At 32.4% G+C, this 15,883-nt stretch carries 15 protein-coding genes; 4 read left to right on the top strand and 11 right to left on the bottom strand.

Annotated features, from left to right (window positions below; translation table 11 throughout):
• Nucleotides 1–72: 72 nt before the first annotated feature.
• Nucleotides 73–414 carry a DUF4889 domain-containing protein gene (locus KA856_RS03120; protein WP_107384834.1) on the top strand — a complete coding sequence of 114 codons (342 nt, stop codon included), beginning with the start codon at nucleotides 73–75 and terminating at the stop codon, nucleotides 412–414.
• Between the two features lie 166 nt (nucleotides 415–580).
• On the opposite strand, the gene KA856_RS03115 is transcribed toward KA856_RS03120, so the two are convergent.
• Nucleotides 581–1,855: a cation:dicarboxylate symporter family transporter gene (locus KA856_RS03115; protein ID WP_019468836.1), complete on the bottom strand. Its 1,275-nt coding sequence runs from the start codon at nucleotides 1,853–1,855 to the stop codon at nucleotides 581–583.
• A gap of 543 nt (nucleotides 1,856–2,398) precedes the next feature.
• A complete protein-coding gene (locus KA856_RS03110) occupies nucleotides 2,399–2,755 on the bottom strand; it encodes a DUF3139 domain-containing protein (RefSeq protein WP_107385348.1) in 357 nt (118 codons plus the stop codon).
• Between the two features lie 279 nt (nucleotides 2,756–3,034).
• Here KA856_RS03110 and KA856_RS03105 point away from each other — a divergent pair, with 279 nt between their 5' ends.
• The 3 genes from KA856_RS03105 to KA856_RS03095 all read left to right on the top strand — a co-directional run bounded on the left by KA856_RS03105 (nucleotide 3,035) and on the right by KA856_RS03095 (nucleotide 4,560).
• Nucleotides 3,035–3,475: a MarR family winged helix-turn-helix transcriptional regulator gene (locus KA856_RS03105; protein WP_107385347.1), complete on the top strand. Its 441-nt coding sequence runs from the start codon at nucleotides 3,035–3,037 to the stop codon at nucleotides 3,473–3,475.
• Between the two features lie 238 nt (nucleotides 3,476–3,713).
• Entirely contained in the window at nucleotides 3,714–4,085 is a 372-nt protein-coding gene (locus KA856_RS03100) for an Hsp20 family protein (protein ID WP_107385346.1), read from the top strand.
• 40 nt (nucleotides 4,086–4,125) lie between these two features.
• A complete protein-coding gene (locus KA856_RS03095) occupies nucleotides 4,126–4,560 on the top strand; it encodes an Hsp20/alpha crystallin family protein (protein WP_107385345.1) in 435 nt (144 codons plus the stop codon).
• 94 nt (nucleotides 4,561–4,654) lie between these two features.
• On the opposite strand, the gene KA856_RS03090 is transcribed toward KA856_RS03095, so the two are convergent.
• The 9 genes from KA856_RS03090 to KA856_RS03050 form a co-directional block, all read right to left on the bottom strand.
• Entirely contained in the window at nucleotides 4,655–4,813 is a 159-nt protein-coding gene (locus tag KA856_RS03090) for a hypothetical protein (RefSeq protein WP_210138497.1), read from the bottom strand.
• A gap of 203 nt (nucleotides 4,814–5,016) precedes the next feature.
• Nucleotides 5,017–6,168, bottom strand: a complete 1,152-nt coding sequence (locus KA856_RS03085) for a nitrate/nitrite transporter (protein WP_107384343.1) — start codon at nucleotides 6,166–6,168, stop codon at nucleotides 5,017–5,019.
• Nucleotides 6,169–6,894: 726 nt separating this feature from the next.
• Complete coding sequence (gene nreC / locus KA856_RS03080; RefSeq protein ID WP_107384344.1) at nucleotides 6,895–7,548, bottom strand: nitrate respiration regulation response regulator NreC; 654 nt, start codon at nucleotides 7,546–7,548, stop codon at nucleotides 6,895–6,897.
• A gap of 20 nt (nucleotides 7,549–7,568) precedes the next feature.
• Nucleotides 7,569–8,609 (bottom strand): sensor histidine kinase, encoded by a 1,041-nt coding sequence (locus tag KA856_RS03075; RefSeq protein ID WP_181187372.1) that lies wholly within the window; start codon nucleotides 8,607–8,609, stop codon nucleotides 7,569–7,571.
• Nucleotides 8,610–8,612: 3 nt separating this feature from the next.
• The gene (gene nreA, locus KA856_RS03070) at nucleotides 8,613–9,065 is read right to left on the bottom strand and encodes a nitrate respiration regulation accessory nitrate sensor NreA (RefSeq protein ID WP_107384345.1); all 453 of its coding nucleotides are present in this window, start codon (nucleotides 9,063–9,065) and stop codon (nucleotides 8,613–8,615) included.
• Nucleotides 9,066–9,079: 14 nt separating this feature from the next.
• Entirely contained in the window at nucleotides 9,080–9,757 is a 678-nt protein-coding gene (narI, locus tag KA856_RS03065) for a respiratory nitrate reductase subunit gamma (RefSeq protein ID WP_107384346.1), read from the bottom strand.
• Nucleotides 9,750–10,325: a nitrate reductase molybdenum cofactor assembly chaperone gene (gene narJ, locus KA856_RS03060; protein ID WP_107384347.1), complete on the bottom strand. Its 576-nt coding sequence runs from the start codon at nucleotides 10,323–10,325 to the stop codon at nucleotides 9,750–9,752. The genes narI and narJ overlap by 8 nt, the downstream gene beginning before the upstream one ends.
• Nucleotides 10,318–11,886, bottom strand: a complete 1,569-nt coding sequence (narH, locus tag KA856_RS03055) for a nitrate reductase subunit beta (protein WP_107384348.1) — start codon at nucleotides 11,884–11,886, stop codon at nucleotides 10,318–10,320. The genes narJ and narH overlap by 8 nt, the downstream gene beginning before the upstream one ends.
• The gene (locus tag KA856_RS03050) at nucleotides 11,876–15,559 is read right to left on the bottom strand and encodes a nitrate reductase subunit alpha (RefSeq protein ID WP_107385704.1); all 3,684 of its coding nucleotides are present in this window, start codon (nucleotides 15,557–15,559) and stop codon (nucleotides 11,876–11,878) included. The genes narH and KA856_RS03050 overlap by 11 nt, the downstream gene beginning before the upstream one ends.
• Nucleotides 15,560–15,883 lie beyond the last annotated feature (324 nt).

Below are 15,883 nucleotides of genomic sequence, written 5' to 3'. Positions count from 1 at the left end.
TATACTTCAATTGCATTATGCTAAAATTTCAGATATAACTGAATAAAAGGGTATATAAAGGAGAATCTAATTTTGAAAAATAAAATGTTTGCAATTGTTATTAGTGCCGTAATGGTTATCGTAGCTATTATCTTAGTTATTATGATGGTTTCAGGCGGCCAAAAAGAGACATACTTCGGCTACATGAAGAATAGTACAACTGCTGAAAAAGTAGTCAGTGAAAAAGACCATAAAGTAGAAGAAAATGTCAAAATACCTTCTAAATCAGGTTTCAACCCTAAAAAGGGTGATTTTGTAAAACTAATTAAATCTGAAGGTGAAGACACTTATAGTAAAATGGAAGTCGTTGATCACGATGACATTCCTCATGGTCTAATGATGAAGATTCATGATATGGACATGAAAGGTATGTAAAATAAGTAACTTCGAATAAAAATTCAGTCCCACAAGCTTTTATAGGAAATGCTTGTGGGGCTTTTTTTCGTCTTATATTATTACCCTAATCTAACATTATTTATAAAAAAGCACTGAATAGATTTATTTTCTATTCAGTGCAAAAATGTCAGAATTTCAATTTAGTTTATATAGATTTCAGGTATGCTTGACCTTTCTCTTTGTCATACGCATTTTCCCATTTTGCGATAACAATGGTAGATAATGCGTTACCTAATACATTCACACAAGTTCGTACCATGTCTAATAGTCTATCCACACCGATAATCAGTGCTAAACCTTCAGCCGGTAATCCCATTGTTGTCAATGTTGTAATAAGTACTACAATTGATACCCCTGGTACACCTGCCATACCTTTTGAAGCAACCATTAAAGTAACCATTAACATAATTTGTTGCCCAATTGACATATCGATGCCATACATCTGTGCAACGAATAAAGCAGCTATTGATTGATATAATGCAGATCCATCGAGGTTAAATGTATATCCAATAGGTACTACAAATGATGTAATGTCCTTTGGAGAACCAAAGTTTTCCATTTTTTTCATTATTATTGGTAGCACGGATTCTGAACTTGACGTTGAAAATGCTAATACGAGTTCATTTTTCAATATTTTAATAATAGAAAAAATACTAATTCCACATAATCTTGCTACAATACCTAATACCACGATAATAAAGAATATCATTGCGCCGATAACTACTAATAGTAATTTTAATAACGGTATTAATGCTGAAGCACCAAAAGTCATAATTGTCGTACAAATAAATGCGAATACACCAATAGGTGCTAATTTCAATATTTTATTAATCATCCAAAATACAGCTTCTAATGAACCACTTAAAACAGCTTTCACAGGTTCTGCTTTTTTGCCAATTGCTGATAAAGCAACACCAAAGAATACTGCAAAGAATATGATTGGTAGTAATTCACCTGAAGTCAATGCCTCAAAAAGATTTTGAGGCACTATGTTTACAATTGTATCGATAAAGTGATTTCCATATGTAGATGATTCAGCAGCTTTTGCTGATGATTCATATGTTGAAATATCACCTTTGGGTAATTTATCTGGATCTAAACCTTTCCCTGGTTTAAATATATTTGCAAAAAGTATGCCTAGTCCTATAGCTATTGTTGTTATAATTTCAAAATATAAAATTGTTTTAAAACCGTAACGCCCCACTGTTTTAGATTCACCTACATTTGATATAGATAATGCTAGTGAACAAAAAACAACTGGAATTACAATCATTTTTATTAAATTCAAGAAGACATCGCCAAAAGGCTTAATGTAATTTGCAATTTCGTCGTGTCCATAAAGTAATAGACCTACGATAACACCTAATACCAACGCGATAATAACTTGCATTGGTAAACTGATTCTTCTTATAATTGCCATGATGTTTCTCCCCTTCTTCTGACATTGCTTAATTATATCAAAATAATTTTTATATAGATATAAATTTTTTCAGCAAAAATAGTTGTTATTACACTTAATTTTTATTTTTACTCATTTTATATATATATAAGTAACATAATTATTTTGACAAATACACAAAATTGCAGTTAAAGACTATGATATGGCGTTATTAAACCTTACTACAAGCCTGATATAATGTTGTAATAGGATATAAAATCACTACTCTTTTAACTAATTTTATATTTGAGTAACATCAACAATCGCTATTAATTTTTATATTCATTTTACTTCAATTGTGTATGAATTATTATATTATACTGTCATTAATTCACATGTGATAATAAGTAAGACACTATGCTATTGTTTTTGAGTTTTAATATAGTAAAGCATATGTTAAAACACATACATTAAAATATATTTAATACAAAAATGGCTGATGCCATATGTATATACGGAATCAGCCAACATGATATTGATTTGCTTTAGTTTATAAAATGATAACATCACTAAATAATGAGTTATTTAATCTTTAGGTTTATATTTCTCTTTAAAAGCATTATGTTTTGCATCTTTTACATTTTTCTTAGTTTCTGGATCAAAACCTTGCACTAATATACCTTTATATGTACTAATTGGTTGCACAACATAAGTATGTTCCGAATCATCTTTAAACTTAATTTCTTTATAATATAACCCTTTTTTAGCACTATATAATGTTTTCTCTGTTTTAATTTTCTCAGTTAAATGGTTTTCATCCATGTAATTATCAACTAATTCTAAATTTTTGTGACCTTGATATGTTCTTAAACCAAAGAAAAAAGCTACGGCCAAAATTAACGAAATGATTAATAGTCCCAGTATTTTCAAAAACGTCTTCATTATTTATCTCCTTTTAAGTAAAAACAATCATAATAAATACTCTATTGTTAATCCTCATACTCTTAAATTTCTAGACTACTTATTAAAATTCATAATATTAGTATTATGAACGATAACAAATAAATTATAAAGTATTAATACCTTTTGTAACAAAATGTTCTTAAATTTCCACTTATTCACAATGATATATATTATAAAAATATTATGAATATGGACACAACAGTTCCTTGACAATGTACTTTGTTCATAATAAGGTTAAATTTCAAAAGGGGTGATTAAATGGAGGACAAAGTAAGTTACTTAGAAGAACAACTGTGCTTTCTATTTTACGTTTCTTCAAAAGAAATTATAAAAAAATATACTTCATATTTAAAAGAGCATGACCTAACATACACTGGTTATATAGTTATGCTCGCCATTAAAAAAAATGAAAAGATAAACATTAAAACACTTGGACAACGTGTTTATCTTGATTCCGGGACACTAACACCTTTACTTAAAAAATTAGAAAAAAAAGGTTATGTTAGTAGAACACGTGAAATTGATGATGAACGTAATTTACAAATTGCGCTTACAGAACAAGGTGCAAAAGTTCAGGATTCATTATCCCATGTGTCCAAAAAAGTTTTTAGTGAATTTGATATGGATATCGATGAAGCCATTCACTTAAAAGAAACACTACAAAATTTTGTAAATAAACATTTCACTAAAGAAATTTAATATATTAAGAGGTAAAGCTACGTTTAAAGTGTGTAATTTATTTATGCTAATTTAAACTTAAACTTGCCTCTATTTTTTTATTTTATTTAAAGTAATGATGATAAAAGTAATAATCACCCTTTTATCATCAGCTTTTGGTAGAACTGTACACATAAAGTGTTAAATACTATAGTTTGACTTTGACTTTCTTTGACTAATATATTATAATATAAATATAAGGTTAAAGGAGAGGTGAAAAATGATGCAAAATACACAAAATCTTTCTACAGATATACTAGAAAATTTATTAACTGAGCATCATGATTTTAAAGTAGATGTATATGAATCAAGTGATGCATATCAAGTCATTGCTGAACTACCAGGTTACAGTAAAGACAATATAGATATTCAATTTGATGAAAAGACATTGACGATCAGTGTTAAAAATACTTCTACAATAACTCAAAACCAAGATAATTACTTGATTAAAGAGCGCAATTCTAACAACCAAAATAGACAATTTATATTTAAAAACGTAGATGAACCAAATATTAAAGCTACGCTGAACCATGGTATATTAAATGTTACTTTACCTATTCATCATACAAAAAAACAAATTAATATTGATTAAATCGTAACAAAACAAATCATAATATAAGGAGAGATGCTTTATGGCATTCAATATGAAACCATTCGATAATTCATTTTTCGATGTAAATCCTAGTAATTTATTTAAAGATTTCGGACGTCAATTTTTTGATCAATTTCCAGGTGCTAATAGTATTAAAACAGATGTTAAAGAATTAGAAGATGCTTACATTGTGGAAGCAGAGTTACCAGGTATGGAAAAAGAAAATATTAATCTACAGTTTGAAGATAATATTTTAACAATAGAAGGTAAACAGTCATTTGAAAATAATAAAGAAGATGAAAATGGACGCATTATCCATCAAGAACGTAGCTTTAGTGATGTAAAACGTCAATATCAATTTGATAATGTCGATGAAAACGGCATTAAAGCATCTTATGAAAATGGCATGTTAAATGTCACTTTGCCTAAAAAAGAGAAAAAAGAGTCTTCCTCTTCTAACATTCAAATTGATTAACAATCAATTTGAAAAACAACACTTCATTTTTGAAATGTTGCTTCAGAAAGTAGATAAACCTTTCGCATTAATTTGCGAAGGGTTTATCTATTTTTTATTTATATAGTTTTTTCAAATATTTGTCTTCGACAAGTTCATATACAAAATTTAAATCTAATATCGCATCGACTTTACGTAATCTATGATTATTAAGGACTAATTCAGAGATAGAAATCATTTCATATTGATCTCTTTTATCAATTGATTTATTCATCAGAATAATCACGACCACTGCTTAATTTACATATATTATAATATTGGCAGTGATTTATGCCGACTCCTGCGGGAATAGCACTAGCCGAAGACTACAGGCTAAGGCAGTGCCCGCGGAAAGCGTGTATAAAAAGCTGCCAACAAAGTCGGAGATTTTGTCGACAGTCTGAAGTAACACTTCATTTTTTTGTGAAATTTATAGTTTTAACTTACTTTTTTTAACATTTGCCCCATTGTTACTAATGCTATGATTCCAAATAACGCTAATAATAAAAATGCTAAGTGACTGCTACCTGATAGCATTGTGACATATGAAATAACAATCGGTGGAAAGAATCCACCCAATCCGCCCATCATAGAAACAATACCATTTGCAGTCCCTGCCTCTTTACTGAAATAGAAAGGCACAAGTTTAAAAATAAGTCCATTCCCCAAACCAGCGCAAACACTAATTAATAAACAACCTATCGTAAATAGTAAAATATGATTTGAAGATCCTAAAATAATTGCGCCAACAATCATCAATGTAAAATCTATCATTAATAACATCACCGCATTAAATTTATCGCCTAATATACCACCTAAAGGTCTCAAAAATGTTGCAAGTGCAATGAATACACCTGAACGTATACCTGCATCTACTTCACTAATACCAAATTGTTGCACTAAATAATTCGGCAAAAACAAACCAAATGCTACAAATGCACCAAAAGTAATGAAATACCAAAGTGATAAATAATATAATTTCAAATCTTTAAATAAACGCTTAGATTGTTCAACTAAAGGCACTTTTACTTTTTTCTCTTTCGGATCACCAAAAAAGAACATAAAAATAGCAAATAAAGCAATCACTACTAAATAACTTCTGACCGTCGTTTGCCATCCAATAATTGATGCGATTGGGGGCGCTAAAAAAGAAGAAATTGCAGTTCCGATATTACCCATGCCATAAATACCATTTGCTAAACCAACGCGTTCTTTAGGAAAATATTTAGGGATTGATGTTACACCAACAGAAAACACCGCACCTCCAACGCCTAAAAAGAATCCTGATGCCATGAGCATCCCTGTCCCTTGAGCCTGACTCAAAAAATAAATTGGAAATAATAAAATGATAAAACTACAGAAAAACACCCATTTAGCGCCTATTATGTTCGTTAAATAGCCAAAAGGCACTCTTAAAACAGAACCTAATATTACAGGTATGGCTAATATAATTGAAAGCTGATTTCCTGTTATATTAATATCTTGAGATATAAAAGGGATTAGCGGTGCAATAATGCTCCACGCCATAAAACCCACAACTAAACTTAAAGATTGTAAAGTTAATTGAAATCCACCACTAGCTTTGTTCATTACATTCACCTACATTTAATTTTTTATAATTAAGCCTAGTATTCTACAAGCGCCTACAATAATATTATTTATTATGAAGTATTAAGGACTAAATTATGAAAGGTAAAACCGGTGTAATATACGAATTTTTTGGAATATTAATATTTGTAGAATACTGGCTATATGGCTATTGTAAAATCTTTGTGAAATAATAAACATAAGGATTATCCCTTAAGTTCTCTAAAATTTCCCCTATTCTTTTTTCAATAATAAATTCAATTTAAATTTTAATTTGTGTAAAAGAAGAAACTATGTGAGGAGCTTAAAGCGGAAATGAGTTTTCAATCATCTTGATTCATGCCTAAGATGGCATGCAAATGAGGAGCAAAGTAACTTTTACTTCATCATTAAAATACTGTTCTATATCAATTTTTCTTTTATACTGAACACATGATTTGCAACGATTTAATAACGTGTGGATGCCTTGGGAATAATATGATCGATGGGCTACAAGCTCAGACAATGTAAATCATATCCCAAACAAGTATACACGCTCAAATTCACTACATTTTAATATAAAAAGGACTAATCCATATGCAAATGGATTAGTCCTTTATCTTGAGCATGAAATTTATATCTTATCCTCAGTTATCTGTTGTTTAACAATACATTATATCGTAAAAATTTGCATAGACTTATTAATAAATTATGACATTACCATATTATTTGTTGTCAGAAGTAACTCGATTAAAAGTCCACAAGTTTTTTCTTCATCGCATATTCTACTAATTCCGGTTTTGATTTTAAGTCTAATTTTTGCATAATATGTGTTTTATGTGCTTCTACTGTTTTTACAGATACAAATAATTTTTCTGCTATCTCTTTATTACCATAACCTTTTGCAATTAAAGGCAATATTTCTATTTCTCTTTTAGATAAAATTTTAAAAGGGTCTGATGTAGCCGTTTCGTCTTTGGAACTATTACTAATAAATTCATTCACTAAAGAAGTCGTTAATTTCATATCTACATATGTTTCACCCTGATATACAGTTCTTATTGCTAAAATGAGTTGTTCATCTGGCGCGTTTTTCAAGATATAACCTTTTGCGCCATTTTTTAATACATGAAATAAGTACTCTTCGTCATCGTACATTGTTAATATTAAGATTTTTGTTTCAGGAAAACTTTCTGCTATTTTACTAGTAGCAATCAGTCCTGACTCTCCTGGAGGCATACTCAAATCCATAATTAATACATCAGGTTTATGTTCCATTACTTTTTGATAAGCTTCTAAGCCATCAGCAGCTGTACCGACAACTTCCATATCATCTTGGTAATTTAGAATCATAGAAAATCCTGTTCTGACAACAGCATGATCATCTGCAATAACTATTCTCAAAATTTATTCTCCTTACTCCCTTAAATTGGAACTTCTAAAGTCACTATCGTACCTCTTCCAATTTGACTATCGACATTTACTTCAGCATTTACTAATTCTGCGCGTTCATACATACCATAAATACCTAATCCAGTACCTTGTGGCTGATCAGTTTTAATAAATCCTATGCCTCTATCAACGACTTCAGCTATTAACCTATTACGATTATAATGTAAGTCAATTTCAACTTTGTCCACATTGGCATACTTAATTGCATTAAATAATGCTTCTTGTACTACTCGATAAACAACCGTTTCTATTTCATTGTCAAAGCGTTGTGCATCTAGACTTGAATGATAAATAATCTCCATGCCGTAATTAGATTCAACTTGTTTGAAATATGTTTTGAATGCTGCATCTAATCCTAAATCATCCAAAGATGAAGGCCTCAATTCAACAGAAAGGTTACGTATATCATCAATGAGTTTGGACATAAGTCCTTCTATGTGTTTCGAATCAGCAACTAAATCTTGTATTTCTTGCTGATACTTTAACAACCTTAACTCAACATCAATATTCAGCATTTCTTGAACAACGCTATCATGTAGCTCTCTTGAAATACGTTTTCTTTCATTTTCTTGAGCAGAAATTGTTTTTTGCATCATTTTACGTTGATACATCTTATCATGACGTTCAATTTGTGGAGATACATTTTGCAATGTAAATACTTTGATATCATTTACCGGATCAATCGTTTGATACGTTGCAGTAAATGGTTCAATCGTACCTCGATTAGTTTTCATAAATACTTGAAAGCTTGTATTACCAACTTCTTCTGCTTCAAGAAAACAATTTTTGCAAGATTGTAAATCAAACTCATTAGTATATCCATCACATCGATTACAAATCACATTAGTCATATCTCGATAGTCCTCATCATTGGAAATGATATCTTTTGCAGCTTGATTCTTAGCAATAACTTTCCCCTTATTATCAACAAACACTATTTTTTCTCTTGTATTATTGAAATACTGCAATAATAATTCAGTCATATCTTCCATTTGATTTACTTGCACGATCATCACCTAATCTTCTTCTTTAAAAATTCCTAAAACATCAGCTATCGAAATGTCACCATGTGCTAAAGGTAATGGATTTCCATCCCTCTGACCTAATAACAAAACACCGTAAACTTGTCTGTTATACCACAAAGGTATAGCCACCATGGCAGTTAGTAATTCAGTTAAAACAATAGGATATTTATGTTTTTCTGAGGGTAATAAAATTTGATTTACATCTTCAATGATCATGCGTTTACCCGTTTTCATAACATTGCCCGCGAGTCCTTTACCTTTTCTTAAGACTATTAACTTATATCTATTATTTAAATTGCCAGAAACATAATGCCATTTAATCGGTGATACTTGATTTTCTTGCTCATAAAATGCTAAACCTGCAAAGTCAAAACCTTCTCTTGTACGTATTAAATTTAAAGCTGCTTGATAATCAATTTTTTTATTTAAAGGCAATGAACCCAATGCATGACCTCCTTTCACACCTTATGTTTACGATAAATGATATAACTTCTACTCACATATGTTAACGGTACGCTCCACACGTGAACCAGTCGCGTAAATGGCCACAATGCCATAATGGTAAAGCCTAACAACACGTGAATTTTAAATGTTATAGGTACATTAGCCATTAATGTTGCGTCAGGTGAAAAGACAAATAAATCTCTAAACCAAATAGATATTGATGTCCGATAATCAAAATCTGGTGTAACTGCATTGGTCACTAAAGTCGCATAACAACCCATGCAAACAATGATTAACAATAAAAAATTCACAATAATATCTGAGGCTGAGCTTAGTTTTCTAATGTTTTTCTGTGTAATGCGTCGTGTGGTTAACAACAGCATACCTATCAATGTTATTATACCAAATATGCTACCAATATACACTGCACCAATGTGATATAAGTGGTCATTAACACCTAACGTTCGTAACCAAGAAGCAGGTATGACTAAACCAACAAAATGTCCCATTGCTACTGGAATAATTCCCAGGTGAAACATTAAACTTCCCCATTGTAATCTTTTTTTCTCTATGAATTCACTTGATTTTGCAGTCCATGAAAATTTATCGAATTTAAATCTTGCAATATGTCCTAGGAAAAATATTGCAACACATAAATAAGGGAATATGACCCATAAAAATTGGTTAAACATTCGCTTTCACCTCATTTGTTGGCTCAATACATACTTTTAATGTCTCTCTTAACGCTTTAATTAAATAATAATAAGGACTATTTCGTTCTGCTAAATGATTTGCCATAGCATAAGTACCGTCTTCAATAATCATGATGACAAATTCAATGTTTCCTTTTGCTCTTGGATCATTTTGCCATTGTGCAACATATAAAAACTCTAGCATCAATGGTAAAAAATCAGATAGTTCATTGTCTGCCATTTTAAGTCCAAACATTTCATATAAAACTTTCAATTTCGCTAATAATTGTCCTCGTTCTTTTTGTGTATCAAATTTGTTATAAGTCATATACAAGGGGGCATTTTTATTAAAATCAAATGTATTAGAATATAATTGTTGAAATTCTAAAAATGTATACTCATGTACCTGCTGACGATATGTCATAAGATCCTTATAAGCTGGGTGTTGATTATGAATGATGCTTTCAAAAATATTAGAATGCAAAGTCATCTTTTTTGGAAATTCCAATTGTTGCGCAAAATATCCCAGTGTTTCTTGAAATGATTTAAACTGTTCTATGTTAATCACGGAATATCCCTCCATAGAAATTATCATTGTATATTGCTTGCCCTGACTTTTCAGAAGTCGTTCCTACTGGAACCCCACATCCTTCACAATTTGCACCAAAATACTCTCCACCGTAGCCTTGACTACCTTGTGCACGATACGTATCCATATACGCTTCCTTATGCGAAGTTGGAATTACAAATCTGTCTTCATGTTTTGCAATTGCTAATAAACGATACATATCTTTTGTTTGACGTTCAGTCAGACTCAATCTCGCTAATTTATCTTCATCAAAAGGTTTATTTGTCACTTGAGCCCTCATATAGCTTCGCATCATAGCCATTTTTTGCAATGCTGCTTTGACCGGTTCTGTCTTTCCAGCAGTAAATAAGCTAGCTAAATACTGTATTGGCAAACGCATTTCTTCTATTGCAGGGAATATCATATCTGGATTTCTATTAGCATCTATAGCGGTTTTACCTTCGAAATAACTCATGATTGGACTCAAAGGTGGGCAATACCATACCATAGGCATTGTACGATATTCTGGATGTAACGGAAATGCAAGTTTATATTCAATGGCTAATTTATATATAGGTGAATTTTGAGCTGCTTCTATCCATTCCATAGATACACCATCTTTTTGTGCTTGTTCAATGACACTTTCATCATATGGATTTAAAAATAAATCTAACTGTTTTTCATATAAATCTTGTTCGTTTTCGGCTGTAGCAGCTTCTTCAACTCTATCCGCGTCATATAACAGAACACCCAAATATCTCATACGTCCAGTACATGTTTCAGAACATACTGTCGGTAATCCCGCTTCAATTCTTGGGAAACAAAAAGTACATTTCTCTGCTTTATTTGTCTTCCAATTAAAGTATACTTTTTTGTATGGACAACCTGTCATGCAGTACCTCCAACCTCTACACGCTTCTTGGTCAACTAACACAATGCCATCTTCGTCGCGTTTATACATCGCTCCTGAGGGACATGAGGCAACACAGCTTGGATTCAAACAATGCTCACATAATCTTGGTAAATACATCATAAAAGTTTGATCGAATTTAAACTTAATGTCCTCTTCAATACGTTGAATATTTGGGTCTTCAGGCCCTGTAACATGACCACCTGCCAAATCATCTTCCCAATTTGGCCCCCACTTTAAATCTAATTTATCACCAGAAATAATGGAATGTGCTTTTGCTACTGGTAAATGATTTCCTGCTTTAGCCTGAGTTAAGTGTTCATAATTATATGTCCATGGTTCATAATAATCTTTAATTACAGGCATATCTGGATTATAGAAAATTTTACCAAGAGCAATTTTTGACCATTTACTACCAGACTTTAGTTCTAATTTACCTTTTTTGTTTAAAAACCAGCCACCTTTGTAATGTTCTTGGTCCTCCCATCTTTTTGGATAACCAATGCCTGGTTTTGTTTCAACATTATTAAACCACATATATTCTGCACCTGGACGGTTTGTCCAGGTACTTTTACAAGTCACACTGCACGTATGACATCCTATACATTTATCTAAATTCAATACCATTGCAACTTGTGCTTTAATCTTCAAGCCAGTCAACCTCCTTCAGTTTTCTCACTGCGACATAAACATCTCTTTGATTTCCTATTGGTCCATAATAATTAAAGTGATAACTGATCTGACCATAACCTCCAACAAGTTGTGTTGGTTTCAAATGAATGCGTGTAGGTGCATTATGAGAACCACCACGTGTGTCTGTCAGTTGAGACCCAGGTGTCTCAATGTGCTTATCCTGAGCATGATACATAAACATCGTTCCCCTAGGCATACGATGTGATACTACAGCTCTAGCTGTAACTACACCATTACGATTATAAACTTCTAGCCATTCATTATCTTGAATATCATGTGCTGCTGCATCCTCAGATGAAATCCATACCGTCGGACCACCTCTGAATAATGTCAACATATGTTGATTATCTTGATAAGTAGAGTGAATATTCCATTTACCGTGTGGCGTTAAGTACCGTAAGACAAGCGTACTTTCGTCTAACTGCACTTTCTTATCACGTGAACCAAAAACCATCGGCGGTAAAGTCGGCTTATAAACGGGTAGATTTTCACCAAATTGCTGAAAAATTTCATGATCAATATAATAACTTTGTCTCCCAGTTAGTGTTCTAAAAGGCACTAAACGTTCTATATTCGTAGTAAACGGAGAATACCTTTGACCATTTTTATTAGAACCAGGAAAAACAGCTGTTGGAATAACTTCCCTCGGTTGTGCGGTAATATTTAAAAATGTTATTTTTTCAGATGCACGTTCACTAGAAATATCTTTAAGTTTCATTCCTGTTTGTCGTTCCAAATCTGCATAAGATTTTTGTGATAATTTACCATTTGTAGCTGAAGATAGATTTAATACGACATCTGCAGCACGTCTTGCGGTATCTATTCTAGGAAGCTCATTTCTAATTGAATGTTCATCTTCATCATGCCACGTACCTACCATGCTTTTAAGTTCTTCATATTGCTCTGCCACAGTATAGCTCACACCATGTGCACCTATCTCAGCTTTTTCTAATAAAGGTCCTACCGTAACAAACTTGTCGTAGATTTTTGTATAATCCCTATCAACCACAGCAAATCCTGGCATAGTCTTTCCGGGAATTGCCTCTATTTCATTTTTAGTCCAATCTTTCACTTGACCATTCACATTAGAGATTTCTTGTGAAGTATCATGTGCTAGCGGTGTAGTTACAATATCTTTATAGAGGCCGTTTAAGTGTGTTTTAGCAGTTTCGGATAAGGTTTTACTTAATGTTTTAAAGATATCCCAATCTGAACGAGACTCCCATAAAGGATCAATGGCTGGATTAAACGGATGTACAAAAGGATGCATATCTGTCGAAGATAAATCGTGTTTTTCATACCAAGTTGCTGCAGGCAAGATAATATCCGAATATAACGGAGTAGAAGTCATTCTGAAATCCAATGATACGAGTAAATCTAGTTTGCCTTCTGTATCATCTCTCCATTTGATTTCTTCTGGTTTTGTATCTTCATTTGCTTCGGCCATCAAACCAGATTTAGCACCTAGTAAATGTTTCATAAAATATTCTTGCCCTTTTGCTGAGCTTGAAATTAAATTAGAGCGCCATAAAAACAAAGTTTTTGGATGATTTTCCTTAGCGTCTGGGTCTTCAATTGCAAATTTAGTTTCTCTTGATTTTACAGATGCTATTGCTCGTTTTAAAATTTCATCGTTATTAAATGCGCCATCATCTTTTGCTTCTTCTCCAAATAACAAACTATTTTTATCAAATTGTGGATAAGATGGTAGCCAACCTAATTTGGCTGCTAATACGTTATAATCTGCAGGATGTTGATGCTTGATATTTTCTGCTAAAGGTGACTTAATACTATCTACGTTTGATTCTTCATATTTCCATTGATCCGTAGCAAAATAAAACCAGCTTGTACCATTTTGTAAGCGTGGTGGTCCTTGCCAATCTTTAGCAAAAGCTATGGTATTCCATCCTTCAATTGGTCTACATTTCTCTTGACCTACGTAGTGCGCCCAACCGCCACCATTAACACCTTGGCATCCGCAGAGTAATACAAGATTCAAAATAGCGCGATATATCGTATCTGAGTTAAACCAATGATTTATGCCTGCACCCATAATAATCATTGATTTACCTTGTGTATCGATAGCATTCTGTGCAAATTCTCTGGCAACTTGTACCACCACATTGGCATTCACACTTGTCACTTTTTCTTGCCAAGCAGGTGTATAATACGAGGACGCATCGTTGTATCCTTGTGCTTCTAATTTATGTTCAAAACGTCGTATACCATATTGACTCGTCATCAAATCATACACAGTCGCAACATATTTTTGTTCACCGTTAGCTAATTCAATTTTCTTAGCAGCAATAGGTCTTTCAAAAACGCCATTCCCTTCATTATTGAAATAAGGAAATTGAATTTGTTTGATTTCATATTCATCTTCTGCAAGGCTTAGCGCTGGATCAACTTTAAATCCTTGTTCATCTTCTAGTTTAAGATTCCATTGTTTACCTTCTTCCCAGCGTTGACCCATTGTCCCATTAGGGACGGTTAAATGTTGTTGTATTTTATCGAAAATAACAGGTTTCCAGTCACCATTTGGTGTATCTACCCCTAAATCTTCTGCTCTTAAAAAGCGACCTGCTTTCAAACCATTAGCATCCTCATCTAACATAATAATGAATGGCATATCTGTATATTGTTTAGAATAGTTGATAAAATAAGCGTTAGGCTGATTCACATAATATTCTTGCAAAATCACATGTGTCATTGCTTGCGCAACTGCTGCATCTGTCCCAGGATGTGGTGCCAACCAATGATCTGCAAACTTTACATTTTCTGCATAATCAGGCGCAACAGAAATGACTTTCGTACCTTTATAACGTACTTCTGTCATAAAATGAGCATCTGGTGTTCTAGTTAATGGCACGTTAGATCCCCACATCATAATGTATGAAGCATTATACCAATCACTTGATTCTGGTACGTCTGTTTGTTCTCCCCAAATCTGCGGAGATGCTGGTGGTAAATCTGCGTACCAATCATAGAAACTGAGCATTTCTCCTCCCAATAAGCTAATGAAACGGGCACCAGAAGCATAACTCAGCATAGACATAGCAGGAATTGGTGTGAATCCTGCTATTCTATCAGGACCAAATTTTTTAATCGTATATATAATTTGAGCCGAAATTAGTTTGGAAACATCTTTCCAGTTCGTTCTTACAAGCCCACCCTTTCCTCGAGCCTGTTTGTATATCTTAGCTTTTTCTTCGTCTTCTACTATAGATGCCCATGCTGCAACAGTATTGTCATCATGCTTTTCTAATGCATCTATCCATAGTTCCCATAACTTACCACGAATATATGGATATCGAATTCTCAAGGGACTGTATTCATACCAAGAAAATGACGCACCACGCGGACAACCTCTCGGCTCAAATTCAGGCATATCTGGGCCACAACTTGGATAATCAATTTGTTGATTTTCCCAAGTAATCACTCCATTTTTAACAAACACTTTCCATGAACAAGACCCTGTACAGTTAACACCATGTGTTGTTCTCACTACTTTGTCATGACTCCAACGTTCGCGATACATCTTTTCCCATTCTCTACTTTTACTTTCAAGCACTGACCAATTACCATTGAATTTTTCAGTTGGTTTAAAAAATTTCATACCAAATTTCTTCATTTTATACATCCTCTCAACATCATTACAAATAAGAAATATATTCTATGAACATCTTTGTCGTAATTACTTTTCATTTCTTACTTAAATTGTACGTTTATTAAACCTTTCTATATATTAGGGATTTACCTAATTGAATATCAAAAAGCCCTAATTATTTCTAAAATTCATTTTAAATATGTAATATGCCACAGTTTATGGTAGATTTTTGTTAATACAAAAAAGAACTAATCCATTAAAAATATTTAACGGATTAGTTCCTTTATTTATAAAAATATTAAAATTTTAAAGGTATTGGCGTGCTGCTTAAAATTATGGTTCGAGTCT

Source organism: Staphylococcus sp. GDB9P120P (assembly GCF_017893435.1).
GTDB lineage: Bacteria > Bacillota > Bacilli > Staphylococcales > Staphylococcaceae > Staphylococcus > Staphylococcus cohnii.
This window is presented reverse-complemented; position numbering and strand designations above follow the sequence as displayed.